21 protein-coding genes and 2 pseudogenes are annotated in these 23,009 nt (G+C 65.6%); 7 read left to right on the top strand and 16 right to left on the bottom strand.

Going from position 1 to position 23,009, the window contains the following annotated elements:
* Positions 1-30 precede the first annotated feature (30 nt).
* Positions 31-1,362 carry an MFS transporter gene (locus tag ACX80O_RS12705; protein ID WP_459333668.1) on the bottom strand — a complete coding sequence of 444 codons (1,332 nt, stop codon included), beginning with the start codon at positions 1,360-1,362 and terminating at the stop codon, positions 31-33.
* Positions 1,363-1,541: 179 nt separating this feature from the next.
* On the opposite strand from ACX80O_RS12705, the gene ACX80O_RS12700 reads away from it, so the two are divergent.
* Complete coding sequence (locus ACX80O_RS12700; RefSeq protein ID WP_459333667.1) at positions 1,542-2,273, top strand: IclR family transcriptional regulator; 732 nt, start codon at positions 1,542-1,544, stop codon at positions 2,271-2,273.
* 15 nt (positions 2,274-2,288) lie between these two features.
* Here the strand turns inward: ACX80O_RS12700 and ACX80O_RS12695 are convergent, their stop codons facing one another.
* The 4 genes from ACX80O_RS12695 to ACX80O_RS12680 form a co-directional block, all read right to left on the bottom strand.
* On the bottom strand, positions 2,289-3,560 hold the full coding sequence (locus ACX80O_RS12695) for an MFS transporter (RefSeq protein ID WP_459333666.1): 1,272 nt from the start codon (positions 3,558-3,560) through the stop codon (positions 2,289-2,291).
* A 78-nt stretch (positions 3,561-3,638) separates the two neighbouring features.
* Positions 3,639-6,776, bottom strand: a complete 3,138-nt coding sequence (locus ACX80O_RS12690; protein ID WP_459333665.1) for an AAA family ATPase — start codon at positions 6,774-6,776, stop codon at positions 3,639-3,641.
* Positions 6,773-7,939 carry an exonuclease SbcCD subunit D gene (locus tag ACX80O_RS12685; RefSeq protein WP_459306971.1) on the bottom strand — a complete coding sequence of 389 codons (1,167 nt, stop codon included), beginning with the start codon at positions 7,937-7,939 and terminating at the stop codon, positions 6,773-6,775. The genes ACX80O_RS12690 and ACX80O_RS12685 overlap by 4 nt, the downstream gene beginning before the upstream one ends.
* Before the next feature lie 75 nt (positions 7,940-8,014).
* Complete coding sequence (locus ACX80O_RS12680; protein WP_459306973.1) at positions 8,015-9,043, bottom strand: MIP/aquaporin family protein; 1,029 nt, start codon at positions 9,041-9,043, stop codon at positions 8,015-8,017.
* Positions 9,044-9,153: 110 nt separating this feature from the next.
* Between ACX80O_RS12680 and ACX80O_RS12675 the strand changes: the two genes are divergently transcribed.
* Together ACX80O_RS12675 and ACX80O_RS12670 are read left to right on the top strand one after the other, a co-directional pair.
* Positions 9,154-10,206, top strand: coding sequence for an ADP-ribosylglycohydrolase family protein (locus tag ACX80O_RS12675; protein WP_459333664.1), 1,053 nt, complete (start codon positions 9,154-9,156; stop codon positions 10,204-10,206).
* Positions 10,207-10,261: 55 nt separating this feature from the next.
* A complete protein-coding gene (locus ACX80O_RS12670) occupies positions 10,262-11,182 on the top strand; it encodes an SDR family NAD(P)-dependent oxidoreductase (protein ID WP_459306975.1) in 921 nt (306 codons plus the stop codon).
* 10 nt (positions 11,183-11,192) lie between these two features.
* Here the strand turns inward: ACX80O_RS12670 and ACX80O_RS12665 are convergent, their stop codons facing one another.
* A complete protein-coding gene (locus tag ACX80O_RS12665; protein WP_459306976.1) occupies positions 11,193-12,185 on the bottom strand; it encodes a 3'-5' exonuclease in 993 nt (330 codons plus the stop codon).
* 90 nt (positions 12,186-12,275) lie between these two features.
* Here ACX80O_RS12665 and ACX80O_RS12660 point away from each other — a divergent pair, with 90 nt between their 5' ends.
* Positions 12,276-12,869, top strand: coding sequence for an HAD family hydrolase (locus ACX80O_RS12660; RefSeq protein ID WP_459306978.1), 594 nt, complete (start codon positions 12,276-12,278; stop codon positions 12,867-12,869).
* 215 nt (positions 12,870-13,084) lie between these two features.
* Here ACX80O_RS12660 and ACX80O_RS12655 read toward each other — a convergent pair.
* The 6 genes and pseudogenes from ACX80O_RS12655 to rph all read right to left on the bottom strand — a co-directional run.
* A pseudogene (locus ACX80O_RS12655) lies at positions 13,085-13,749 on the bottom strand (ATP-binding cassette domain-containing protein); the annotation flags it as partial.
* A pseudogene (locus tag ACX80O_RS12650) lies at positions 13,746-14,119 on the bottom strand (GntR family transcriptional regulator). The pseudogenes ACX80O_RS12655 and ACX80O_RS12650, both read right to left, overlap by 4 nt.
* 227 nt (positions 14,120-14,346) lie before the next feature.
* Positions 14,347-14,997, bottom strand: a complete 651-nt coding sequence (locus ACX80O_RS12645; RefSeq protein ID WP_459333663.1) for a GNAT family N-acetyltransferase — start codon at positions 14,995-14,997, stop codon at positions 14,347-14,349.
* On the bottom strand, positions 14,984-15,667 hold the full coding sequence (locus ACX80O_RS12640) for a DedA family protein (protein WP_459333662.1): 684 nt from the start codon (positions 15,665-15,667) through the stop codon (positions 14,984-14,986). Before ACX80O_RS12640 ends, ACX80O_RS12645 begins: the two co-directional genes overlap by 14 nt.
* Before the next feature lie 63 nt (positions 15,668-15,730).
* Entirely contained in the window at positions 15,731-16,378 is a 648-nt protein-coding gene (gene rdgB, locus ACX80O_RS12635; protein WP_459333661.1) for an RdgB/HAM1 family non-canonical purine NTP pyrophosphatase, read from the bottom strand.
* A complete protein-coding gene (rph, locus tag ACX80O_RS12630) occupies positions 16,371-17,144 on the bottom strand; it encodes a ribonuclease PH (RefSeq protein ID WP_459306986.1) in 774 nt (257 codons plus the stop codon). The genes rdgB and rph overlap by 8 nt, the downstream gene beginning before the upstream one ends.
* 163 nt (positions 17,145-17,307) lie before the next feature.
* Here rph and ACX80O_RS12625 point away from each other — a divergent pair, with 163 nt between their 5' ends.
* Positions 17,308-18,147, top strand: coding sequence for a bacteriorhodopsin-like (locus ACX80O_RS12625; RefSeq protein WP_459306988.1), 840 nt, complete (start codon positions 17,308-17,310; stop codon positions 18,145-18,147).
* A gap of 15 nt (positions 18,148-18,162) precedes the next feature.
* Here ACX80O_RS12625 and ACX80O_RS12620 read toward each other — a convergent pair whose 3' ends face one another.
* From ACX80O_RS12620 to clpS, 4 genes are all read right to left on the bottom strand, one after another.
* Positions 18,163-18,966, bottom strand: coding sequence for an MBL fold metallo-hydrolase (locus ACX80O_RS12620; RefSeq protein WP_459306990.1), 804 nt, complete (start codon positions 18,964-18,966; stop codon positions 18,163-18,165).
* Positions 18,963-19,898, bottom strand: a complete 936-nt coding sequence (gene murI / locus ACX80O_RS12615) for a glutamate racemase (RefSeq protein WP_459333660.1) — start codon at positions 19,896-19,898, stop codon at positions 18,963-18,965. Before murI ends, ACX80O_RS12620 begins: the two co-directional genes overlap by 4 nt.
* 98 nt (positions 19,899-19,996) lie before the next feature.
* On the bottom strand, positions 19,997-20,557 hold the full coding sequence (locus ACX80O_RS12610; protein ID WP_459333659.1) for a DUF2017 domain-containing protein: 561 nt from the start codon (positions 20,555-20,557) through the stop codon (positions 19,997-19,999).
* Positions 20,558-20,641: 84 nt separating this feature from the next.
* Positions 20,642-20,950, bottom strand: a complete 309-nt coding sequence (gene clpS, locus ACX80O_RS12605) for an ATP-dependent Clp protease adapter ClpS (RefSeq protein WP_459306994.1) — start codon at positions 20,948-20,950, stop codon at positions 20,642-20,644.
* 68 nt (positions 20,951-21,018) lie between these two features.
* Here clpS and ACX80O_RS12600 point away from each other — a divergent pair, with 68 nt between their 5' ends.
* Together ACX80O_RS12600 and ACX80O_RS12595 are read left to right on the top strand one after the other, a co-directional pair.
* On the top strand, positions 21,019-22,368 hold the full coding sequence (locus ACX80O_RS12600) for a nicotinate phosphoribosyltransferase (RefSeq protein WP_459333658.1): 1,350 nt from the start codon (positions 21,019-21,021) through the stop codon (positions 22,366-22,368).
* Complete coding sequence (locus tag ACX80O_RS12595) at positions 22,365-22,988, top strand: nicotinamidase (protein ID WP_459333657.1); 624 nt, start codon at positions 22,365-22,367, stop codon at positions 22,986-22,988. Before ACX80O_RS12600 ends, ACX80O_RS12595 begins: the two co-directional genes overlap by 4 nt.
* Positions 22,989-23,009 lie beyond the last annotated feature (21 nt).

Below are 23,009 nucleotides of genomic sequence, written 5' to 3'. Positions count from 1 at the left end.
CTGTCGGCCCCGGTGTGGTCAGCGCGAGTGTTAGTGGTGTGACACGCCGAGCGGCGCGCCCTTGGTTTCCTTGACCAGGCTGACGCCGATGAAGGAAATCACGCACAGCACCATGATGTAGATCGCCACTGAACCGGACCACTCATACGCCTCAAGGAGCGCCTGCGCCACTGTTGCAGCGAACGCGCCGCCGAGGATCGCGCCGAGGGCGTACCCGATGCTGATGCCCGAGTACCGGACCTGCGCCGGGAACATCTCGGCGTACATGGCGGACATCGGCCCGTAGGACAGGCCCAGCCCGATGGTCAGGATGAACAGGGCGATCCCGTAGAGGACGATGTCGCCGCTGTCGATCATGATGAACATCGGCAGCATCCAGAGGAACACCAGCGCATAGCCGAGCTGGAAGGTGCGGACCCGGCCAATCTTGTCCGACAGCCAGCCCCCGACCATTGTGAAGATCAGCCAGCCGAAGGAAGCGAGGACCGTCGCGAGGAGGACCTGCTGGATGGGCAGTTCGAGGCGCCCGGTGGCATAGGAGATGAAGAACGCGATCAGGAGATACCCGGCCGCATTGTTGCCGATGAAGATGGCCGCCGACAGGAAGACCTCTTTGGTGTGGTTCCTGAACAGTTCGCGGAGGGGCGCCTTGCTCTCGGCCTTACGTTGCGCCATTTCCTTGAAGACGGGGCTCTCTGCGACCGACCGACGGATCAGGTATCCCACCACGATCAGTACCACCGAGAGCAGGAACGGGATTCTCCAGCCCCAGGCCAGGAATTCGTCTTCGGTGAGGACGGTCCGCAGCAGCAGGAGCAGGCTGGTCGCCAGAATCATGCCTACAGGCACGCCAATCTGGGGGAAAGCTCCGAAGAGGCCGCGCTTGTGCACTGGCGCATGTTCGACAGCCATCAACGCGGCACCGCCCCATTCGCCGCCGGCGGAGAAGCCCTGGATGATGCGGAACAGGATCAGCAGGACCGGCGCCCAGATGCCGATTTGTGCATAGGTGGGTAGGAGACCGATCAACGCCGTTGCGCCGCCCATCAGGACGAGGGTCATCACCAGGACGGCCTTGCGTCCGATCCGGTCGCCGAGGTGGCCGGCGACAATGGCTCCCAACGGGCGGAACAGGAAGCTGATGCCGATCAGGGCGAAGGACAGGATCTGCGCCAGGCCGGGGTTTGAGTCTGAGAGGGGGGTCAGGAAGAGCCCGGCCAGGACTGTTGCGGTGAGCTGAGCGAAAATGAAGAAGTCGTACCACTCGATGGTGGTGCCGACCAGGGTGCCTGCCAGCACCTTGCGTTCCTCGCGGGTGACGCGCTGGCTGGGCTTGCCAACACTGGTTGAAGAAGACGTCATTGTGTACTCCAAAAATGGGACGGCTATTTACTGACAGAACGTTCGGTAATTGTGACGCCGATCGTACACCCCATGAACTGAACATGCCCGTGGTCAGCACCCATCGTCCCGTTTGTTCTATAGTTGAACGAATCCTGCGGACGACGTGTGACGCAGGTGCCCACCAGACAGCAAGGGGAATGATTATGGAGTCTGCGCACAGCCGCATCCCGGCTACGCCCTCGGCTCACTCGCAGACCCTGTCCCGGGGGATCCGTGCACTGGAAATTCTGGCTGAGGCGAGCGCCCCGCTGTCGATCGCCGAGTTGGCAGCGCTCCTCGGGGTTCACCGTTCCATTGCCTACCGCATCCTGCGGACTCTTGAGGATCACTCGCTGGTGGTTCGGGACACCGCGGGGCGGGTGCAGGCGGGTCCAGGCCTCGCTGCGCTGGCCCGCGGCGTGTCGAGTGACTTGCAGTCTGCAGCCCTCCCCGAACTCACCCTGCTCGCCAACACCCTGAGCATGACAGCCTTCGTGGTGGTTCTGAACCAGCACGACTGCGTCACATTGGTGGCGGTGGAGCCACGGCACACCGGGGCTACCGTGGCACAGCGGCCCGGCAGTCGCCATTCAGTGAATGCCGGGGCGCCGGGAATTGCCATTCAGTCAGCGCTCACCGAGCAGGACTGGGAACGCTTTGCCCCGGGACAGCACTACCGGGACGACGCCCGGACTGCCCAGCGGACCGGGTACGCGGTCAGCCGCGACGAGGTGATCGACGGCGTGTCCTCGGTTGCGGTGCCGGTCAGGATTCCCGGACAGCTCCCCGCGGCTGTGGCGCTGGTCTACATCCGCAGCCAGCACACCCCCGCTGAGCTCGGCGCGCAGCTCATTGGGTGCGCGCGGACCATCGAGCACCAGCTCCGCTAACCACTGCTGGCGCCGTCAGCTGGCTGAATCCTGTCGCGGAACTGCCAGCGAAACAAACCCCAGCACCAGGAGCACGCCGGCAGCGGTCACCGGCACCACGAAGGCGGTGCTGAACCCGTTGGCCTCGGCCAGCTTTCCGGCGACTGACGCGCCGATCGCCGTCCCCGCGACAATTCCGCTGGCCAGCAACGTCATGACTGTTCCCATCAGCTCCTTCGGCGCGACCATCGAGCCGATACTGAAGATGGTGACCATGGTGGGGCCGACGGGGATCCCGAGGACGAACAGCACAAGCAGCATCAGGGGCACCTCCTGCGGGAGGAACAGAAGCAGGCCCAGCAGGGTCATCCCACCGGCCGAGATGATCCACCGCCAGGATGCCGAGAATCGCGTCGGCCAGTACGCCACGGACAGGGCAGCAGCGGCGGAGCTCAGCCCCATCATCGCGTAGAGCAGGCCAGCCGTTGTTGCTGCGCCAAATTCGCCGGCGAAGGCGATGAGAGCCGTCTGCGTTGACCCAAAGAAGGTACCCATGGCAAGCATGCCGAACACGGGTAGCGGGACCAACAGCCAGAATTTACGGCTACCGGGCTGACGCTGCCGGGGCGGCGTGCCATGGGGCGCCGGGTGCGGCTGGCGGCGCAGCGGCACCACTGTCTGGACCGTGCTGTGAACCGCGAAGGCACTCACCATGGCGATGGTGAGTATGGCTGCGAGCGCCAACGGGAGCCAGGGTGTGATCAGGCTCGCCAGCAGACCCACCAGTGCCGGGCCCAACACGAAGGTCAGTTCGTCGGCTGTGCTCTCATAGGACAGTGCAATGTCCAGATCCCCCGGCTGGGTGCCGCGGGTCAGTGCAATCCAGCGCACCCGGGCGAGCGGTCCGATCTGCGGGCAGGTCAGCCCCATACCGAACGCCGCTGCTAGAATCACTGCGGTCGAAGACGATGAGAAGTCGGGAACGACGTAGCTGGCGCCAATGACCAGGGCGATGGCGACCGTGTTGAGCACCGCCGCGATGAGCAGCACCGGTCGTTGGCCGGTGCGGTCGGCGAGATAGCCAAGGATGGGAGCGCCGAGGGCCGATCCCACCCCGACAGCTCCGGCGGCGAACCCGCCGGTGGCCACGGATCCGCTGGCTGCCGTGACCAGGGTGAGGGCGCCCACGGTCAGCATGGCCAGCGGCAGCCGGGCGAAGAAACCGATGGTGAGGAAAGAAGATCCGGCCAGTGCGGGGAGGCGGCCGTAGCGCCCCAACCGACTGCCGGTTGCTGTACTAGTGGTCATGGTGTTGGTCTTTCCGGATACAACTATTCGCGCATCGTCCCCCCTCCCGATGCGCCCAACCCTGTGACGCACCCCAATTTACACTGTCTGTAACCAGCCCGCCGGATGCACCTCGCCCGGCAGCTGGTCAACAATGCGCAGGGTAGACCCGTTCCGTCCCTTCACGACCTGCAGTTGGGCGCCGATCCGCTGCTTCAACTCGGCAACATGGCTGACAAGCCCCACCATCCGCCCGCCATCCCGGAGGCCCTCCAACGCGTCCATCACCTGTTCCAGCGACTGGTCATCGAGGCTGCCGAACCCCTCGTCGACGAACAGGGTCTCAATCTCAATCCCGCCGGACTCGGCCTGGACGACGTCGGCCAGGCCGAGAGCGAGCGCCAGAGCAGCCATGAAGGACTCACCGCCGGAGAGGGTGGCCGTGTCGCGTCGATTTCCGGTCCACCCATCGATCACGTTCAGGCCAAGCCCCGATTTCTTGTTGCCCGACAACGCATCGCTGTGGACCAACGCGTAGCGTCCATCGGACATGGCCAGCAGGCGTTCGGTGGCCGCATCGGCTACCTGCTCCAGGCGCGCAGCCAGCACATAGGTGCCCAGACTCATCTTGTAGGTGTTGTCCCCACCACCCATCGCGGTGTCAGCCAGCGATCTCACCAAGTGGTGCTCGCGGCGCAGCGGCACCACCACCTGCTCCTGCGCGTCCAGCTCACCGGCATAGCGGTCCAGCTGAAGCGCTGACTCCTGGATCATCCTGAGCGACAGGAGGCTCGCGGCCGCTCGCGCTGCGGAGTCCTGCTCGGCGGCCGCCGCCGCGTCGACCACCTCACGCGTCACTACAGGCAGGCCGGCCACCTCATCCTTGAGCGCCCCCGCGATCTCCGGGAGCTCCCGTTCCGCTTCGAGCCGGTGCCCGGCCCGCTGATAGGCGGCAAGAAATAGCTCGGCTCGCTGCACGTCAGCGAGCGGCAGCAGGGAGTCCCGCACGTCGTCGGAGTCCGCAAAGACTGAGCCGGCCAGCGCCTCGGTGAGGGTGGATGACGCCCGGCGGTGATTCTCACCAGCACGTACCAGACCCTGGATGGCGTCACGGCACCCGGCCATCGCCTGGTGCGCTGACGCCAACTCAGCAATACGGGCGGCCAAAGTCGCATACCCGCCGCGGAGCGCGGTGAGACGCTCCAGCAATTCCCCGCGTTGTTCCTGCAGACCGGCCGCCGAGGATCGCAGCTCAGCCAGGGAAGTCACCAACCCCTGCTGCGTGACTGTGCGTTCCTCCTCGAGCACGGCCAGCTCACCCAGGCGGATCGTGGTGCGCTCCAGAGCCCGCCGTGCTGCCGCTGCCGTCTTCACCAGGTCGGTATCCCGCTCCAGCTGCGCCTGAACCGCAGCGCCATCGCTGTCACCGCCCTGAGCTTCAAGTCTCGCGACCTCCAGCGCTGCATCATCCCGTACCCGGCGGATACCATCCAGTTCCCGTTCTGCGCGGTCCTGCTCCTGACGCGCAGCCTGTTCCTGTTCATGAGTGACCAGGCGTGCCCCGCCAGCCGACGCCGGCCGAGGATGGGATTGACTGCCGCACACCGGGCAGTCACTGCCCTCCCCGAGACTGGCCGCCAGTTCGGCTGCCGCCTGCTCCAGCCGCTGCCTGAGGGTGTCCAGCCAGAGTCCTTTGAGTTCAAGAAAACGCCGGTCGGCCGCCGTGTACATGTCCTGCTCGCGCGCCACTCGGGTGCGCGCAGTGTTCAGTGCCGCAATAGTGGCCAGCAGCCGATTGCCTTCGGCTACCCGGTCCCCCACAGCCGATTCCTCATTGACCTGCCGCTCCAGCTCACTGCACTCCGCGCGGGCCGCGGCGGTCTCCTCGCGGACCGCGGTCTGAGCCGCGGCGCACTCGCCGACGGCGGCCTCGATCCGTGACTGCTCCTCCACAGACTCGGCGAGCCTGTTGTCGAGGGCCTGCAGTCGCTGCTCGTCGGGGAGTGCCGCACGCAATGCCCCCAGATCTGAGGTTGCAGCAGTGCAGGCGGTATCCAGGATGGCGATCGTGTCGTCCACCTCTCGGCGGGTGGCACCCGCACCGTCGACCAGGGTGCCGGTATCGAGGTCAGGCAGCAACGATCCTGCCACCCTGGAGCCCGCAACCGTCTCGGTTGCCGCCGTGGCGGTGACCCCAGCCTGGCGCAGTGTCTCCTCCGCCTGATCGAGGGCCCGCAGGCTACCCTCCAGAATTCGAGCTTTCCCCTCCCGTTCAACGAGAGCCAGGAGGTTTTCCGCCTCGTCACGCTGCGCTGCGTGGGACTGTTCGGCGTCCCGGAATCGCGCCAGCATCACCCGTCGTGCGTGCGCAGCGGACTTGTCCTCGTAGGCCTCACGAAATGCTGTCTGCTCCAGCGCGTTCTCCTGTGAGGTGCGGGCGGCGATCGTCAGCACTGTCGAGAGACGCTTCTGGAGCACCACGATGGAGTCCGGCTCCGGCTGCCCAGCACGGGAATCCTCCGCGTTCGGATCCTCCGCACCGGCGTCGCCGGAACCGGCCGGGGCGTAGCGTTCCACCTCGTCCACCGCACGCCGGCGGATGTGGGTTAGCCCTGCCTCAGCGTCCGCTACCAGCGCCCCGATCACCTTGGCACGGTCGGCCAGCACCTGCTCGACCTGTTCGTAACGGTCGGTGGAGAAGAGCCGCTGGAGCAGGTCCCTGCGGGATTTTGCGTCGGAGCGCAGAAAGGCCGCGAATTCTCCCTGCGGCAGCATCACCACTCGCGTGAACTGCTCCCGATCCATCCCGAGGAGGGCCTGGATCTCCGCCCCCGCTTCGTCATTGCGCGCAGATTTCTGGACCCATTCCCCGTCGATCCGTTCACGCAACAGGGTGCGAGCCGGCTCGGCGGTGGTGCCTTTTCCCCGTTTTGCCGGGCGGCTCCACTGCGGATTGCGGATCACTTCAAGGCGGCGTCCGCCCACGCTGAACTCGCAGCTCACCTCGGGAGCCAGCGACTCTGGGGCGTGGTCACTCCGGAGCCGTTTCGCTGCCTGCCGGGCGCCCGGGACAGACCCGTACAGCGCGTAGCAGATCGCGTCAAGGACACTCGACTTGCCGGCCCCGGTGGGACCGTTCAGGAGAAACAACCCGTGGGCGCCCAGCCGGTCGAAGTCCACCTCCTGCCGGTCGGCGAAGGGGCCGAACGCCTGCAGCTCGAGGCGGTGGATCCTCACCGCTCGACCTGACCCGAGCGAACCGCTTCGAGGGTTGTGGTGATGACCGCGCGTTCACTCTCGCTAGCTGAACGGGACCGCACGTGGTCGAGGAAGCCACAGCAGACGTCCACATCATCGGTGGCCCGGGCAATCCGCTGACTGTAGGTCTGCGGGGGCTGCCGGCGATCGCCTTCCGGTTCGAAAACCAGCACCAGGGTGGCGGGGAAGCGGCTACGTAGCCGCTCCATCGCCTGGGCGGGCCGGTCGGCGTCGACGAGCGTGATGTGGCAGTAGGCGTCTTCCGCCCACTCGTGCAGTGGGTCGGCGAGCAGTTCGTCGAGCTGCCCGCTCAACACGGCAAGTTCACGGTATCCGGGCCATTCCACCGCGCTCACCTCGCCGAGACCCTTCGGCCCGATCTCCACCAACCAGGCGCCCTTCGCCTGGTTGGCTTCGGAGAAGGAATAGGGCAGGGGCGAGCCGGAGTACCGCACGTTGGGGGCGAGCCGCTGCTGGCCGTGGAGGTGGCCCAGCGCCGCGTAGTCGAACGACTCGAACAGATCCAACGGGACGGCACCGACGCCGCCAACACTAAGGTCACGTTCGCTTGCCGAGGTGATTCCCCCGCTGGCAAAGGTGTGCGCCATGACCAGAGACCTGACTGTCCCTGCAGACTGGCGATGGGCAAGATCGGTGCGGACCAGGTCAAGTGCCGCCCGGGTGACCGCAGTATGCGTGGGAGCGCCGGCGCCCAGCGCATCCGCTACCAGGCGCGGTTCGAGGTAGGGCAAGCCATACACGGCGAGCTCAGCGCCGTCGTCGTCAAGGGGAAAGAGGACCGGCCGGCCGATGTCCTCGAGGCGGGTGCGCAAATGCACTCCCCCGCGTTCCAGGATGCGTCCGCCAAAACCCAGCCGGGTGGCCGAATCGTGGTTTCCGCTGGACACGACCACCTGCGCGCCCGCGCCGGTCAGGCGTTCGAGGGCCTCATCGAAGAGCCCGACGACGTCCACGCCGGGCAGTGCCCGGTCGTAGACGTCGCCGGCGATCAACACCACGTCAACCTCAAGTTCACGGACTGACTTCTCGAGCTGATCGATGAAGATCCGCTGCGCCTGCAGGGTACCCGCACCATGGAACGAACGTCCCAGGTGCCAATCGGATGTGTGCAGTAGCCTCATGTTTCTAAGCTACCGGCCCCCACTGACATTCCTGGGCAGCACCCTCGGCGGTGCGGATTTTCGCCGAAACCAGGCCTATTTCCCGTCGGGACGGTTCTCGGATTCGTCGAAGAAGGTCCGAGCATCGTCGCTATCGGCAGGACGATCCACCTGGCCGTCGTCAGCCGCCTCGCCGGTGCGGGCGTGGTCTGCCGGGTACCGGTCGGTCGATTCACGCCGCGTGGACTTCCCAACGGGTTCCGGCGCCGCGGAAGCTGCCGGGACGGAAGCGGCCGGGACGGGGTCGTCGCCAGCCGATTCATTCAAGGAGTCGTCATTCTTCCGCGCGCCGAAGAGATCGGTGCTGCGGTAGATCAGTCCGGTAATGGCCGCACCTAGCACCGGCGCCGCCCAGAACAGCCACAGCTGCTCGATGGCCCAGGATTCGGAGAAGATCGCCGCAGCGGTGGAGCGTGCCGGGTTCAGCGACCCGTTGGTGATCGGCAGCAGGAAAGTCAGCAGGGCTGCGTAGACCAGGCCGATGGCGAACGGGCCACCAGCGTTGCGCAGCGCACCCGTTGCGGTGCGGGAGGTGGCGCCCAGAACTACTGCGACGAAGATCGCTGTGCCAACCACCTCGGCGAGGAACGCGCTGCTCACAGCGAACTGGGTGGGGGAATGGTCAGCGAATCCGTTCGCCGACACGGCGAACAACTCCTGCACACTGCCAGCAAACTGCTGGTTGGCACTCAACAGCAACCAGATGAAACCGGCGGCGACCAGGCCACCGACCACCTGCGCCACCACGTAGGGCAGAACCGCAGCCCACGGGGTCTTGCCCGCGACGGCGGACCCCAGCGTCACGGCGGGGTTGAAGTGGCCGCCCGACACATAGCCGAACGCGACAATTGCTCCAATCAAGGCCAGCCCGAAGGCAAGGGTGGGCTGCACACCCGTCTGGGTGTTGAGGATGGTGACACCCAGACCGGCGAGTACCAACAGGAATGAGCCCGCCGCTTCAGCCAGGGACCGGGCTACGATAGAAAATTCTCGGATCGGTGCAGCGCGGCCGGGATGTTCCGGCTCAGCGTGCAGATCGTGGGAAGGCAACGATGTCTGCGTCATGGTGGACGTAATCCTTTGAGCTATTGGGGTGAGCTGACGTTGGGGGGGGTAACGGGCGGCACCGGTGAGGGCCGGGGCAGTAGAACCCTACCCGACATTAGACTGTCAAGGTGTCTACCCTTCCTACTTTTTCGGACCGTGTTCATGGCTGCCTGCTGGGCGGCGCTCTTGGGGACGCGCTCGGCTACGCGGTCGAGACCCTCGATCTGCACGCCATCCGCGCGACCTACGGTCCCGACGGCGTGACCTCACCGGAAACGCTGCCCGGCAACCTCCAGTTCTCCGACGACACGCAGCTCACGCTGTACACAGTCGACGGACTGGTGGACGCCATCCAGTGGGCCAACGACGGGGTGGCCGCCGACGAAACTGCGTGTTTGTGGCTGGCCTACCTGCGGTGGCTGGCGTCGCAAGGCGAGACGCCGCCGTCGTCGGCTCCTGCCCCTCCCCCTCGTTGGATTGATAGCCAGGAGGTACTCCGGCAGCGCCGCGGGCCCGGCGCTGCGTGCCTGAGCGCGTTGCGCAGCGGCGAGATGGGCACCCAGGCGCGACCCATCAACCCGGACGCCAAGGGGTCGGGCACGGTGATGCGCTCGGCTCCCTTCGGCCTGGTGCCGCATATTCCGGCGGAGGTGGCCGATCGGTTGGCGATGAATGCCGCGGCGCTCACCCACGGTCATCCTGCCGCCCTGCATGGGTCTGCTGTGGTCGCCGTCCTGATCCACGCCATCGTGCGCGACGGGCGGGCGCTGCCGGAGGCCGTGGCAGCCGCTGTCGCCCGCGCCCACGCCTCCAACGTCCCCGAACTCGTGCGGTTGCTCGACGCGGCCGTTGAGTTGGCGGACGACGACGACGTCTCCCCCGAGCAGATGACGGCGACCCTCGGCGGCGGCTGGACGGCCGACGAAGCAGTGGCAATCGCGGTGTATGCCGTGTTGGCGAGCCGGACTGACGCCGGTGCGGAACAGCACTTCAGGAGCGCGGTTACCCTGGCCGTCAATCACGACGGCGACAGCGACACCACCGGCTCGATCACCGGCACCATCCTGGGCGCGCTCTACGGGGTGCAGGGCCTCCCGGCCGCGTGGACCGCGCAACTGGAGGGCGCCGACGTCGTCAGTGCCATGGCCCGCCTTCTCGTCGACATCACCTCGGCCGGGTGAGGCCAGCCAACCCAGCGATGCGTGCTGCGAGCCACCGACTGCCTAGGCTTGGGTGATGCATACCTGGAACCCGAACGACCTGACAGACCTCAGCGGCCGCACTGTTGTGGTGACCGGAGGAAATGCCGGCCTCGGCTACTTTGCGTGCGAGCAGCTCGCGGCGGCCGGGGCGACAGTCGTGATGGCGTCCAGGAATGAGCAGAAGGCCTCTGCCGCGATCGCTACGATCCGCCGGCGGATGCCCGCAGCCGACGTGTCATTCCAGGAACTCGACCTGGCCCGGCTCGATTCGGTGCGCCGGGCTGTGGATGTCCTGTCCGCCCGCGGTTCGGTGGATGCACTGCTCGCCAACGCTGGCGTGGTGGGGTCGACAACACGCCAGCACACCGCCGACGGGTTTGAGCTGCAGTTCGGGACCAATCATCTCGGCCACTTCGCCCTCACGGCTGGCCTGCTCCCGGCGCTTGCCGCCGCGCGCGGACGAGTGGTTCACCTAGGCAGTATCAGCCACCGCTGGGTGCGGCTGAACACCGCTGACCTGATGCCCGCCAGGTACAACAACCCGCGGGCCTATGCGACGTCGAAACTGGCTGTCATGACCTTCGGCTTCGAACTCGCCACCCGACTCCGCCTGTTGGGCAGCCCGGTCCAGAGCATTGTGGCCCACCCCGGCCTGGCCCTGGATATGCTTACTCCGCGGCGGCCGGGAATCGGGCTGAACACTACCGCGCCCGCTCCCAGGCGTCGCATCCTTGCACCCGTTTCACAGGGCAAAGACGCCGGGGCCTGGCCGCTGGTTCGCGCAGTGGCGGATCCCGGCGTCGACAACGGCTCCTATTGTGGCCCGGATGGCTGGTTCCAGTTGCGGGGGCGCCCGGTAGCGGTCGCGGCGCAGCCCCACGCCCGCGAGCGCAACACCGCGTCCCGGCTGATCGATGCATCGCAGGACCTGACTGGGGTTCACCTGGAGCTGTAATTGCTGAGTGTCACGGACTGTCGATGGGCCAGCGGCCCTCGGTCATCTGCAGGAATTCCGCCTCGGACAAGACTTCGATCCGCTGGCCCCGCTCGTGGAGGTCGAGAACGCGCCGCGCCTTCCCGGTGACCCGACCATTGCGCAGGTCCGATGCCACAAACCCGTCGCCCACCACGAGGACCGTGGTGCGGTGGGTGACCGTGCTGGCGGGTTGCGCTCCGAGTCCCGCCGCCCGTTCCTTGGCCTGCGGGCGCGGCATCCCGAGCATGCCCGTGAACACCACGGTTTGGCCGTATAACGGGTGCGCCGGATCGGCTCCACCATTCGCCGGCGGATTAAGGCCTTCTTCCGGCCACCCGGAGGGACCGGCGCGAACCGGTCCACGGGACAGGGCGCCGCGCGTCGCTTTGGACACCGCGTTGATCCCCGGCAGATAGGCATCCTGGGTGGAGAGCGGGAGTTGCTGCATCGCCGCCAGGTCCTCAAGGGAGTCAGCGTTGTTCCTGCGGGCAATATCGATCATGATGCCGGCGCAGGCCCGGGCGTCTTCGACCGCGTCGTGATGGTTGACCAGCGGGACGCCCGCCGCCTCGGCAACGAACGGCAATGAATACGAAGGAAGGGAATAGCTGCGCCGGGACAGCACCACGGTGCAGGAGTAGCTGTATGCAGGACCGGCGATGTTGGACACCTCCTGCCCCGACCTGATGACTCCCAGATCGAAGGCAGCGTTATGGGCCACCAGCACGTCGCCTCCGATGAAGGCTCCGATCTCCGGAAAGAGGTCCCCGAACCGTGGCTGGTCCGCCACCATCTCCGCCGAGATCCCATGGATCCGCACGTTGCGCCAGTCGAAGTGGTCGTGGCCGGCGGGAGGGCGCATCAGCCAGTGTGCCTCGTCGATAATCCTGCCGTCGCGTACCTTGCTCAGTCCCACCGCGCAGGGAGAACCGCGGAACCCGTTTGCCGTCTCGAAGTCGATCGCTGTGAACTCTATTCCCACGGGGTCAACGCTACGCGGCGCGGGACTGGATTTTACCCAACGTTCACCCGCGCGCCGGGAGATACCTGCCACAGTCCCCTACCCTGAGGTATGGGAAACACACAGTGGTACCTGTTCGATTACGGCATGGTGATCTCCAACGCGCCCACGCCCGAGGATTGGCTGAACCTCGAGGATGCCGCCGGTGTGCGGCTGATGGACCCCGGCTCGCCCTATTGGCGGCATCGGCTGGACTTCGACGCCGGGCGCACCACGTCGGTTGACTATTGGTCCCTGGTCACCGGACGCGAGGTGACGACTAACCAGACGAACCTGCTGGATACGCTGGACGCCAATCAGTGGTCCCACTTCAATCTCGAGACCATCGATGTGCTGGAGGAGCTCAGCAGTCAGGGTGCGCGGCTGGCGTTGCTGTCGAACATGCCGGCCCCGATGGTGGCGCGGTTCGAAGAGGCCTCCTGGACCGGCTACTTCTCCAAGAGGTATTTCAGTTCCACCCTTCAGCTGGTCAAGCCGCAACGCGAGATTTTTGAGCATGTGCTGCGGGACCTGGGAGTGGAGCCGGGGAAGGTCACGTTCGTTGATGACGCCCCGGTCAATGTCTCAGCGGCCCGGGAGCTGGGGATCGATGCCCGGCTCCACCAGCCGGGCATCGACCTCCAACGGGAGCTGGTCGGGCCTTAAGGCTCCGCCCGCCGCAGGGTCAGATAGGAGCCTCCGGCCAGCGCCAGCCCGACGACGGCGAGCCAGCCCGCGACGCTCAGCTGTGACTGGCCGCCCAGAAACTGGCCCACCTGTCCCCACAGGACCTGCCGGGTGAAGTAGTACAGCAGTACCACCAGGAGTAGCCCGGTGCCGATCCCGGTGATGAGAAGCCCGGTGGCCTGCCACCGCTTGTAGATGGTCGCGGCCCAGACCCTTTCGGCGTCGTCGTTCATGATGATGCGGCCCCGATCGATCACGATGACGTGCTCCAGGAGATTCGCCACTTCATCGATCAGGTGGGAGGACAGGACCACGGTCCGTGGGTGCAGCGCGTAGTCCTCGACCAGCCGATCGTAGAAGAGTTGGCGCGCCACTGCGTCCAGACCGAGGTAGGGCTCATCGAAGAAGGTCAGCTCGGCCCGCGAGGCCAGACTGATAATCACTCCGACGGCTGAGAGCTGCCCCGGGAAAGTTTCCACATGGGGCGTTTGACCGGCAGCTGAAAGTCCGCCACCAGCCGGTCGGCGAGTGACTGGTCCCAGTTGCTAAAGAACAGTGCCGCCGACCGAAACGCATGCTTCGGGGTGAGCGCGTCAGCGTACTTCTGGGATTCGCGGATGAAGCAGATCCGGCTGAGCACCCCCTCGTTCTCATACGGGTTGGCACCGAAGACCGCGATGCTTCCCGAGGTGGGGAATCCCTGAGCGGTCAGGATGGACATCAGCGTGGTCTTGCCTGCACCGTTGCGGCCGAGCAGGCCATAGATCTTCTCTGGCTCGAGGGACAGGGTGACTCCGTCGAGTGCAGTTGACTTCCGGTAGGTTTTGACCAGATTCTGGGTTTCGATAACGCAGCTCATGGTGTCCTCCCTGACACTGATTCACTGGTGCGGACCATCTCCGCGAGTTCATGGGGGTCAATGCCCAGCTTTCGAGCCTCAATGGCCAGTGGCGAACGTATTGATCAAAGAAGCGGTCCCGTCGGCGCTGCAGGAGCGCGGCGCGGGCACCGGAGGCAACAAACATTCCTACTCCCCGTTGCTTGTACAGGATGCCCTCATCCACGAGCCGGTTGACGCCCTTGGCGGCGGTGGCCGGGTTGATGCGGTGGAAGGCGGCAAACTCGTTGGGTGATGGGACCTGGGCGTCTTCGGCCAGGGTCCCCGCGACGATTTCGCTCTCGATCTCTTCGGCAATCTGCAGAAAGATGGGCCTGCTGTCATCGATCATTGCGGCACTCCGGGTGGTCACCAGCCAGGTCAGTTGGTTAGTTACTGAGGGGGCGATGCCAAGGGTTCTGGAGGACGTTTGTTCGTGAGTCCGACGACGTCCGGAACTATTGCGCAGCACTGGCGGGTGAAACACGCTCCAACCCGCCGCTACTGCACATTCGGTGACACTCACCCACCACAGCTGCACAATTCCTAAGCGCCCACCGGCGGACGTCCGGGAGGGTCCTAGGACGAGAGCAGCGCTGGGCGGGCGGCGTCGAACCCCTCGACAGCGATCGACCAGCCGGGCCGAATGAACCCGGCCGCACTCAGCCGGACATGCTGGAGTTCCTGACACTCGCCCGGTCTAGGGACGCTGACACTGACGCCGTTGTCCGTATAGCCGAGGCTTCGGGAGACTGCCAGCGATGAGGTGTTCCACGCGGCGGCCTCGGACACCGCCCAGTGGGCGCCAAGGTAGTCGAACGCGAACATGAGCACGGCAGCCCGCATTTCCTTGCCCAGCCCGTCGCCGTGCTTCGAGCGGGTGAGCCAGGAGCCGGTTTGAACGGTCCGTCTGAGGCTCAGGTCCTCAGCCGACAGGTCCTGCATCCCGATCACCCTGCCCTGATAGGTGATGGCAAAGTTGAGGGTCCAGTGGTCGGGCAGCACACTGCACCGCTGCCTCCACTGGTGTTTCAGGGTCTCCCGGATCAGTACCTCGCGCGGCGCATCAGTCCAGGGAACGGTGAATGGCATCTCCGAGGGATCATGAATCCCGGCCAGCACCGCGTCAATGAGGCCGGGAAGCTGGTCATCGCGCACCGGGTTCAGCTCAAGCCGGGGCGTCAAGATCCTGAGCCCGAAAAGCGGCCAGACGTCCTCAGGCGGCGTCATGCTTCGCGCGCCTGCGGCGGATTCTCAGCACCCGGCTGACCACAAAATAGCCGACGAACAGGATGACCGCAGCGATCACGATCTTCTGGAAGACATCGGCGTAAGCCTCCACCAGATGCCAGTTCTCGCCCAGATAGAACCCGGCCATCACGAAGATGCAGTTCCAGATCAGGCTTCCGGCGGTGGTCAGAACAACAAACTTCCAGAGCGACATCCGCTCGATACCGGCCGGGATCGACACCAGACTTCGGAACAGCGGGATCATCCGGCCAAAGAACACCGCTTTGTACCCGTGGCGGTTGAACCAGTCCTCCACATGGTCGACGTCCTCAAGATCCACCAAGGGCACCCGGGACACGATCGCCCGCATCCGGTCCCGGCCCAGCCAGGCACCCAGGAGGTACAGGGCCAACGCGCCGACCACCGAACCCGCAGTGGTCCAGAAGATCGCCTCGAACAGGGTAAAGCTGCCCCGGCTGGCGGTGAACCCTGCCAGCGGCAGGATGACCTCGCTGGGGAGCGGGGGGAACAGATTCTCCAGTGCGATCGCCAGGCCCGCGCCTGGGGCTCCAATCGTTTCCATCATGGAGACGGCCCAGTCGGAGATCGTCTCGATCAGGGACCCGCCCCCGGCGGGGGTGGTGAGTGTGGCACGCAGTGAAGTAGTCATATTCCCATCAAGTTTGCCTTACTAAGCTGTTTATTGCCTCACCGCCAGCGCCAGCCCACCACCTCAGCGCAGCGCGTTGACCAGATGCGGCAGCAGCGCCGCGAACGCCTGTGCCCGGTGACTGATGGAGTTCTTCTCGCCCGCCGACAATTCGGCACAGCTCCGGTGGTCTCCAATCGGCTGCAGGATCGGGTCGTACCCGAACCCACCCGTCCCACGGGGTTCGGTGAGCAGAGTTCCTTTGAGCTCCCCAAAGGTCGCCCGCGCCGTGCCATCCGGCAGCGCAACGGCCGCCGCGCAGACGAAGGACGCGCCGCGCTGCCCAACAGGAATGTCGGCTAGCTGCGCCAGCAGGAGGTGCAGGTTGGCGTCGTCGTCGCCGTGGCGACCCGACCACCGCGCCGAGAAGATTCCCGGCGCCCCGCCCAGCACCTCGACGGCGAGACCCGAATCGTCGGCAACCGCCACCAGCCCGGTTGCCGCAGCAACCTCCCGCGCCTTCAGCAGCGAGTTGGCTTCGAATGTGGTGCCACTTTCGACGACGTCGGGCGCGCCGGCGGTCTCCGCGTCAATCACCTGGGTATCGACGTCGAGGCCAGGCACCGTGCCGCGCAACAGCTCGCGCAGCTCGCGCAGCTTGCCGGGATTGCGGGTGGCCAGGACCAGCCGCGGCTCAGGTGGATGCTGTGACGCGGCCGCCGTCTCAGGCACCAGCACCCTCACCGAGGATGTCGAGCTGGATCTGGGTCAGCTGCGACGTGCCGAGCAATGCGAGATCCAGGAGCGCGTCGAGTTCGTCCCGGTCGAACGGAGCACCCTCAGCTGTTCCCTGCACCTCGACGAACTTGCCGCCGCCGGTCACGACAACGTTCATGTCGGTCTCGGCCCGCACATCCTCGACGTAGGGCAGATCCAGCATGGGCACGCCGTCGATGATTCCCACGCTCACCGCTGCCACCGTGTCGATCAGGGGACGAGCCGATGCGGCGATGAGCTTGTTGTCCTGTGCGTAGCGGATCGCTTCGGCAAGGGCCACATAGGCGCCGGTGATCGCTGCGGTCCGGGTACCGCCGTCGGCCTGCAGGACGTCGCAGTCCAGCACGATGGTGGTTTCGCCCAGCGCCTTGGTGTCGATGATGGACCGCAGGGACCGGCCGATCAGCCGGGAGATCTCGTGGGTGCGGCCGCCGATCTTGCCCTTGACCGATTCGCGGTCCGACCGGGTGTTGGTGGCACGCGGGAGCATCGCGTACTCGGCGGTCACCCAGCCTTTGCCTTCACCCTTGAGCCAGCGGGGTACACCCTGGGTGAGGGAAGCGGTGCAAAGGACACGGGTATTGCCGAACTCGATGAGCGCCGACCCTTCGGCCTGAGTGGACCAACCACGGGTGATGCTGATGTTTCGGAGCTGATCGGGGGTCCGGCCATCCGCGCGAAGGATGGCAGCGGCGGGTGAGGAAGTGTCTGCGGGATTCATGGAGTTAAGTCTACGGGGCGCACCTCACGGCCGAAGAAAACTGCCTCTGGACATCTCTTCTACAAGGCGTAGAATTACCCCACCAACCAGTGAAACGGGGCAATTCCCTCCACCGCAATTGGCGGTGCGAGGCTCATCCAACTCTGTGCATGGGAGAACGTTCATGATCCCCGAGGCTCTAACCCAAAATCAGTTCGATACGGTCTACAACCTTCTGTCGCTCGTCATTGCAGCGCAACTCTTTACGGCGCTCTTCCTGATCCTGGCCCTGCAACGTGTCCTGCCGCGCTACCGCCAGGCCATCATCATCGCGGCTGTGGTGTGTGGCATCGCCGCCTACCACTATTTCCGGATCTTTGATTCGTTCAAGGAGGCGTTCGTTACTGAAGCGGTCGGCGGACGTGGCCTATACACCCAGGCGGACGGCGCGTCGTTCAACGAAGGGTACCGGTACGTCGACTGGTTACTCACCGTGCCGCTGCTGCTCGTGGAGCTGATCGCGGTACTCGCCCTGGCGCGCAAGATTCAGACGGCGCTCCTCTGGAAACTCGTTCCAGCCGCAGCCTTAATGATCCTCCTCGGGTATCCAGGTGAGGTGAGTTCCACGGACGGCACCCGAGTGCTGTGGGGTGTTCTGTCGACGATCCCTTTCCTATTTATCCTCTACGTGCTGTTCGTCGAACTGACCAAATCCCTCGATCGACAGCCCGCGCGGGTTCGAGTACTCATCAGCCGTCTTCGGCTCCTCCTCCTCGCCAGCTGGATCGTCTATCCGCTTGCATACTCCCTGCCACTCCTCGGAATCTCGGGAGCCGACGCATGGGTATTGAAACAGGGCGGCTATTCGATCGCTGACATCGCCGCGAAGGCGCTCTATGCGCTGATCATTTACCGCATCGCGAAGCTCAAGTCATATGCCGACGATCCCGCGTTCGCGGCAATCGAAGATCACGGCGACCACATCCCGACGAGTGACCAGGCATCCCGCCGTGGCACCGGATAAAAGGCGGCCGTCGTCTCAAATTTCGTACGACACACCGGCGACGGCGACGGCGAGGTCCCCACGGTAGCTGGTTCTGGCTTCTTCCACGGTTCGGTTGGCGTCGTTCCACACCGGGATGTGGGTCAGCAGCAACCGGTGCGACGCCGCTGCTGCCGCCACCTGTCCGGCCCGCCGACCGGTGAGGTGGACGCCCTCAATGGCGTCATCGCGGCCCTCGTGGAATGCCGCCTCGCACAGGAAGACATTGGACCCGGTTGCGGCTTCGATCAGGCCGTCGCAGGCGTCGGTGTCGCCCGAGTAGGTCAACACGCGGGGCGGGTCGCCCGGCCTTTCGCCGGCCACCTCGACGCGCAAGGCATAGGCCTCCTCGACGGGATGCAGCACCGGGTACGGGGTGATGGTGAAGGGGCCGAGGGTAACCGGGGCGCGCGGTTCCCAAAGCTTGAAGTCGAAGTCCTCATGCATACCCGGATCGAGATCCAGTCCGTAGGCGGTGGCCATCCGGTCGGCAGTAGCCTCCGGCCCCCAGACTGGGATACGGGGCCGGTTCCACCCGTTGGGATCCCAGTGCACAGCGACATGCAGCCCGCAAAGGTCCATGCAGTGGTCGGGATGAAGGTGGCTCAGGAACACTGCGTCGATGTCGCGGAGATCCATATAACGCTGCAGTGCACCCAGGGCGCCGTTACCTAGATCCAGCAGAATCCGCCAGGTGCGGGAGCTGTTGCCGTCGGGCACTGTGGCCGTAATGAGATAGCACGACGCCGGCGACTGGGGGCCGGGAAAGGACCCACTGCAGCCCACGATAGTCAACTTCATACCCGGCGGTTCCCCACCGGGTCGACACGGGCAGCGGCGATCATCTCGGGGGTAATCCGGGCCAGGCTTCCTGTGGGGTACTGGGCGGCGACGTGATCGACGTGCTCCACGCTGAGTACCTCGGGACCAAGGAACCGGCGCGCGAGTTCGCCGAACCGCTGGGCGTCCCCCGTTGCGATGAAGTGATGCTTGGGTGCTGCGTCACCGACGCGGACCAGATCGTGGGAAATCAGGGCGCGATACACGTCCTTGGCGGTTTCCTCGGCACTGGATACCAGTGTCACGGCGTCACCCATCACATAGGAGATGACTCCTGTCAGCAGCGGATAGTGGGTGCAGCCCAACACCAGCGTGTCGACGCCGGCGTGTTTGAGCGGCTCCAGGTAGCGCTGGGCCGTTGAGAGGAGCTCAGGCCCGGAGGTGATGCCCGCTTCGACGAACTCGACGAACTCCGGGCAGGCAGCCGACGTGATGGACAGCTGCGGGGCGGCAGCGAAGGTGTCCTCGTAGGCGCGGGATCCCACGGTGGCTGAGGTGCCGATGACGCCGATCTTGCCACTGCGGGTCGAGGCGACAGCCCGCCTGACGGCCGGCTGGATCACCTCGATCACGGGGATGCCGTAGCGGGCCGTGTACCGTTCGCGCGCGTCACGGAGCACTGCCGCTGAAGCCGAGTTGCAGGCGATGACCAGGAGTTTCACTCCCGAATCCACCAGCTCATCCATGACCCCCAGCGCATGGGCGCGGACCTTGGCGATCGGCAGGGGCCCGTAGGGTCCATGCGCGGTGTCGCCGACGTAAAGGATCGACTCGTGCGGCAGCTGATCGATCACGGCGCGCGCCACAGTCAGCCCACCAACGCCCGAATCAAAAATGCCGATCGGAGCCTCGGTTCGCTTCAGCGATGAAAGATCAGCCGGGACGGAGGTCATGATCTACCGACCATAAGACGTGCACCCGACATTCGACGAACCCAACCCCAGTGGAATTAGTCACAGTGACCAGTGGCCGCCACAGGGGTGAGGGCGGATCACTTGTCCTTGAGCCCGAACATGGCCTGAACCAGTGACTCCTGAAGCCAGCTCGTGAAGTTGTAGACCAACGCAAGGTACGTCTCGACGTCGTCGGCGTCGGCGACGTCGTCGATCTCATGCAGGCGGGCGGCGTCCTCATCGGACTGGATCTTCAGCCGGTCGGCGAGCACCAGGCGGACGTCGTTCAGGGCGCGCGCCAGCATCCGGGCCTGCTCGGCGGTGAGGGTCAGCGGGCTCGACTCAAGAAGGAGGGCGCTGCCGCGTAGGGCGCCAATCTTGTCCTCGCGCAGGGAACGCTCGGTCAGGCGGCGGAACTCCAGGGCCTCGTCGTCGTCGTTGCGGACCGCGTCCGGCAACAGCCGTCTGACAGCACTGTCCGACGGGGTTACCGCCACGCTGTCCACACCCACCATGGCGGCGAGCGGATCGGCATTTGCCGGCTCGGCGGGTTCCAGCAGCTCGATAATGTCCTCGAACAACTTGCGGAGCAGTTGCCGCTCCCCCGGATCCAGCGCCCCATTGATCCCGCGGCGGGTTGCCTTGAATGCCTTGGCCAAAAATTCTCCTTAACGCGCAGTGTCGGAATCGGGTCGCGGCGAAAACGCCGCGTGTGGAAAGCCCAGTTACGGGCTAGCAGGGCCTCAGGGGGCGTCGGACTTCTGGAACGTGGCCCACAGCCCGTAGGAATGCATGGCCAGCGTGTCCCGCTCCGCCTCTTCCCGGCTGCCACCGGCAACCACCGATTTGCCCGCCTGATGGACTTCCATCATGAGCTTGTTCGCCTTGGACTCGCCATAGCCGAAGTAGGTCTGGAACACGTAGCTGACGTAGCTCATCAGATTCACCGGGTCATTCCAGACAATCACGACCCAGGGGATGTCGCTGAGCGTGAGCTGGTCGGCGTCCGTTTCCTCGAGCCGTTTGGTGTCCGGAGCGGTGCCAACTGTCATAACTCCATTGTAGGACGGGGCATGGACCGAATTTTCCGGGCATCCCGGCGCCGTGAGGGGTTAGAGTTTTGGTTGTGAGCGCCTCCAACTCCGCCCCGGTCATCAGCACCCGGGCCAGCACCGCCCTATACACGGACCACTATGAGCTGACCATGCTGCAGGCAGCCCTGCACTCCGGGGCAGCCCACCGGAAATCGGTCTTCGAGGCATTCGCCCGACGGCTCCCCGAAGGCCGCCGCTACGGAGTGGTTGCTGGCACCGGACGGCTCCTGGACAGCCTTGATAATTTCCGGTTCGGCACCGAGCAACTGGACCATCTGTCGGCGGCCGGGGTAGTTGACAGCCTGACCCTCGACTGGCTAGCCAATTTCCGCTTCGGCGGGAACATCTGGGGCTATGCGGAAGGCGAGGCGTACTTCCCGCACTCCCCCCTCCTGATCGTCGAGGGCACCTTCGCCGAGGCGTGCATCCTGGAAACCCTGGTGCTGTCGGTCCTCAACCATGACAGCGCGATCGCGTCCGCCGCCTCACGGATGACCGGCGCCGCGGGCAGCCGACCCTGCATCGAGATGGGGTCCCGCCGCACCCAGGAGGAGGCTGCCGTGGCGGCCGCGCGGGCCGCGATCATCGGCGGCTTCGCCAGCACCTCCAATCTCGAGGCCGGGCGGCGCTACGGCGTGAAGACCGTGGGCACCGCCGCCCACTCGTTCACCCTGCTGCATGACTCCGAGCGGGATGCGTTCGCCGCGCAGGTGGCCTCCCTGGGCGCTGGCACGTCCCTGCTGGTTGACACATACGACGTCGAACGCGGCGTCCGGACCGCAGTGGAGGTGGCCGGACCCGAGCTGGGTGCGGTGCGGCTGGACTCGGGAGACCTGGTGGCGCAGGCCCGCTGGGTCAGGCAGTTGCTGGACGATCTGGGCAACCACAAGACCAGGATTGTGGTCACCTCCGATCTTGACGAGTTCGCGATCGGGTCCCTCGCCTCGGCTCCGGTGGATTCCTACGGCGTCGGTACCTCCCTGGTCACGGGTTCCGGGGCCCCGACCGCGGGCCTGGTCTACAAACTGGTCAGCCGGACCGACGACGACGGCGAGTTCGTCTCGGTGGCGAAAGCGGCGCTGAACAAGACCTCACGCGGCGGCCGGAAGTATGCACTCCGCCGCCTCAATCGCGCCGGCATTGCCACCGCTGAGGTAGTGGGCATCGGGCGGTCCCCGCTCGACGACGGCAACGACCGTCCCCTGCTGCAGCAGTTCGTCAGCGACGGCCACATCCTGCCAGGCTGGACGGGACCAGACGGTGTAAGGCGGGCAGTTGACCACCACCGCACGTCGATGGCCGAATTGCCCGGCTCAGTGATGCGGATGCAACGCGGCGAGCCTGCCATCCCCACCGAATACGAGGAGGAATCATGACCCGTGCCCTGATTATTGTCGATGTGCAGAACGATTTTTGTGAGGGAGGGTCGCTGGCTGTCGACGGGGGCGCGGACGTCGCCGCGCTCCTCAGCGATTTCATGGACGAGAAAGGCGGCGAGTTTGACCACATCGTCGCCACCCAGGACTGGCACATCGATCCCGGAGCCCATTTTTCCGAGACCCCGGACTTTCTCCGCTCCTGGCCCGTGCATTGCGTCGCCGACACTCGGGGGGCGGGGTTCCACCGGGACCTGGATACGGAAAATATCGAGGCGGTGTTCCGGAAAGGCCAGTTCGAGGCGGCCTACTCGGGCTTTGAGGGGGTCCTTGCACCCGAAGACGAGGTTCCGACCGGCGAGCAGAAGCTCGGGGCCGGCGACGACCTGACGCCCGAGGAACTGGTGACCCTCGATGACTGGCTGCGTGAGCGGGAGGTCGACGAGGTGGCAGTGGTTGGTCTGGCCACCGATTTTTGCGTGCGGGCAACAGCGCTGGACGCCGTCGCCGCCGGATACACCACCTCGGTGCTGGTCCGCTTCACCCGCGGAGTGCACCCCGACAGCAGCGAGACGGCGCTTGAGGAACTGGAGGACGCCGGGGTGGAGCTCGTCGAGTAGCACCGAGTCTGCGCGCCGGCA

This window comes from Arthrobacter glycogeni, assembly GCF_054511155.1.
Note: the sequence above shows the minus strand (reverse complement) of the source record. Positions and strands in the feature narration are given on the sequence as shown.

Excerpts from the sequence above, each read along its gene's own strand:
- ACX80O_RS12705 (WP_459333668.1), bottom strand. The coding sequence starts at position 1,362 with ATGACGTCTTCTTCAACCAGTGTTGGCAAGCCCAGCCAGCGCGTCACC.
- ACX80O_RS12700 (WP_459333667.1), top strand. The coding sequence starts at position 1,542 with ATGATTATGGAGTCTGCGCACAGCCGCATCCCGGCTACGCCCTCGGCT.
- ACX80O_RS12695 (WP_459333666.1), bottom strand. The coding sequence starts at position 3,560 with ATGACCACTAGTACAGCAACCGGCAGTCGGTTGGGGCGCTACGGCCGC.
- ACX80O_RS12685 (WP_459306971.1), bottom strand. The coding sequence starts at position 7,939 with ATGAGGCTACTGCACACATCCGATTGGCACCTGGGACGTTCGTTCCAT.
- ACX80O_RS12680 (WP_459306973.1), bottom strand. The coding sequence starts at position 9,043 with ATGACGCAGACATCGTTGCCTTCCCACGATCTGCACGCTGAGCCGGAA.
- ACX80O_RS12670 (WP_459306975.1), top strand. The coding sequence starts at position 10,262 with ATGCATACCTGGAACCCGAACGACCTGACAGACCTCAGCGGCCGCACT.
- ACX80O_RS12660 (WP_459306978.1), top strand. The coding sequence starts at position 12,276 with ATGGGAAACACACAGTGGTACCTGTTCGATTACGGCATGGTGATCTCC.
- ACX80O_RS12645 (WP_459333663.1), bottom strand. The coding sequence starts at position 14,997 with ATGACGCCGCCTGAGGACGTCTGGCCGCTTTTCGGGCTCAGGATCTTG.
- ACX80O_RS12640 (WP_459333662.1), bottom strand. The coding sequence starts at position 15,667 with ATGACTACTTCACTGCGTGCCACACTCACCACCCCCGCCGGGGGCGGG.
- rph (WP_459306986.1), bottom strand. The coding sequence starts at position 17,144 with ATGAATCCCGCAGACACTTCCTCACCCGCCGCTGCCATCCTTCGCGCG.
- ACX80O_RS12625 (WP_459306988.1), top strand. The coding sequence starts at position 17,308 with ATGATCCCCGAGGCTCTAACCCAAAATCAGTTCGATACGGTCTACAAC.
- ACX80O_RS12620 (WP_459306990.1), bottom strand. The coding sequence starts at position 18,966 with ATGAAGTTGACTATCGTGGGCTGCAGTGGGTCCTTTCCCGGCCCCCAG.
- murI (WP_459333660.1), bottom strand. The coding sequence starts at position 19,898 with ATGACCTCCGTCCCGGCTGATCTTTCATCGCTGAAGCGAACCGAGGCT.
- clpS (WP_459306994.1), bottom strand. The coding sequence starts at position 20,950 with ATGACAGTTGGCACCGCTCCGGACACCAAACGGCTCGAGGAAACGGAC.
- ACX80O_RS12595 (WP_459333657.1), top strand. The coding sequence starts at position 22,365 with ATGACCCGTGCCCTGATTATTGTCGATGTGCAGAACGATTTTTGTGAG.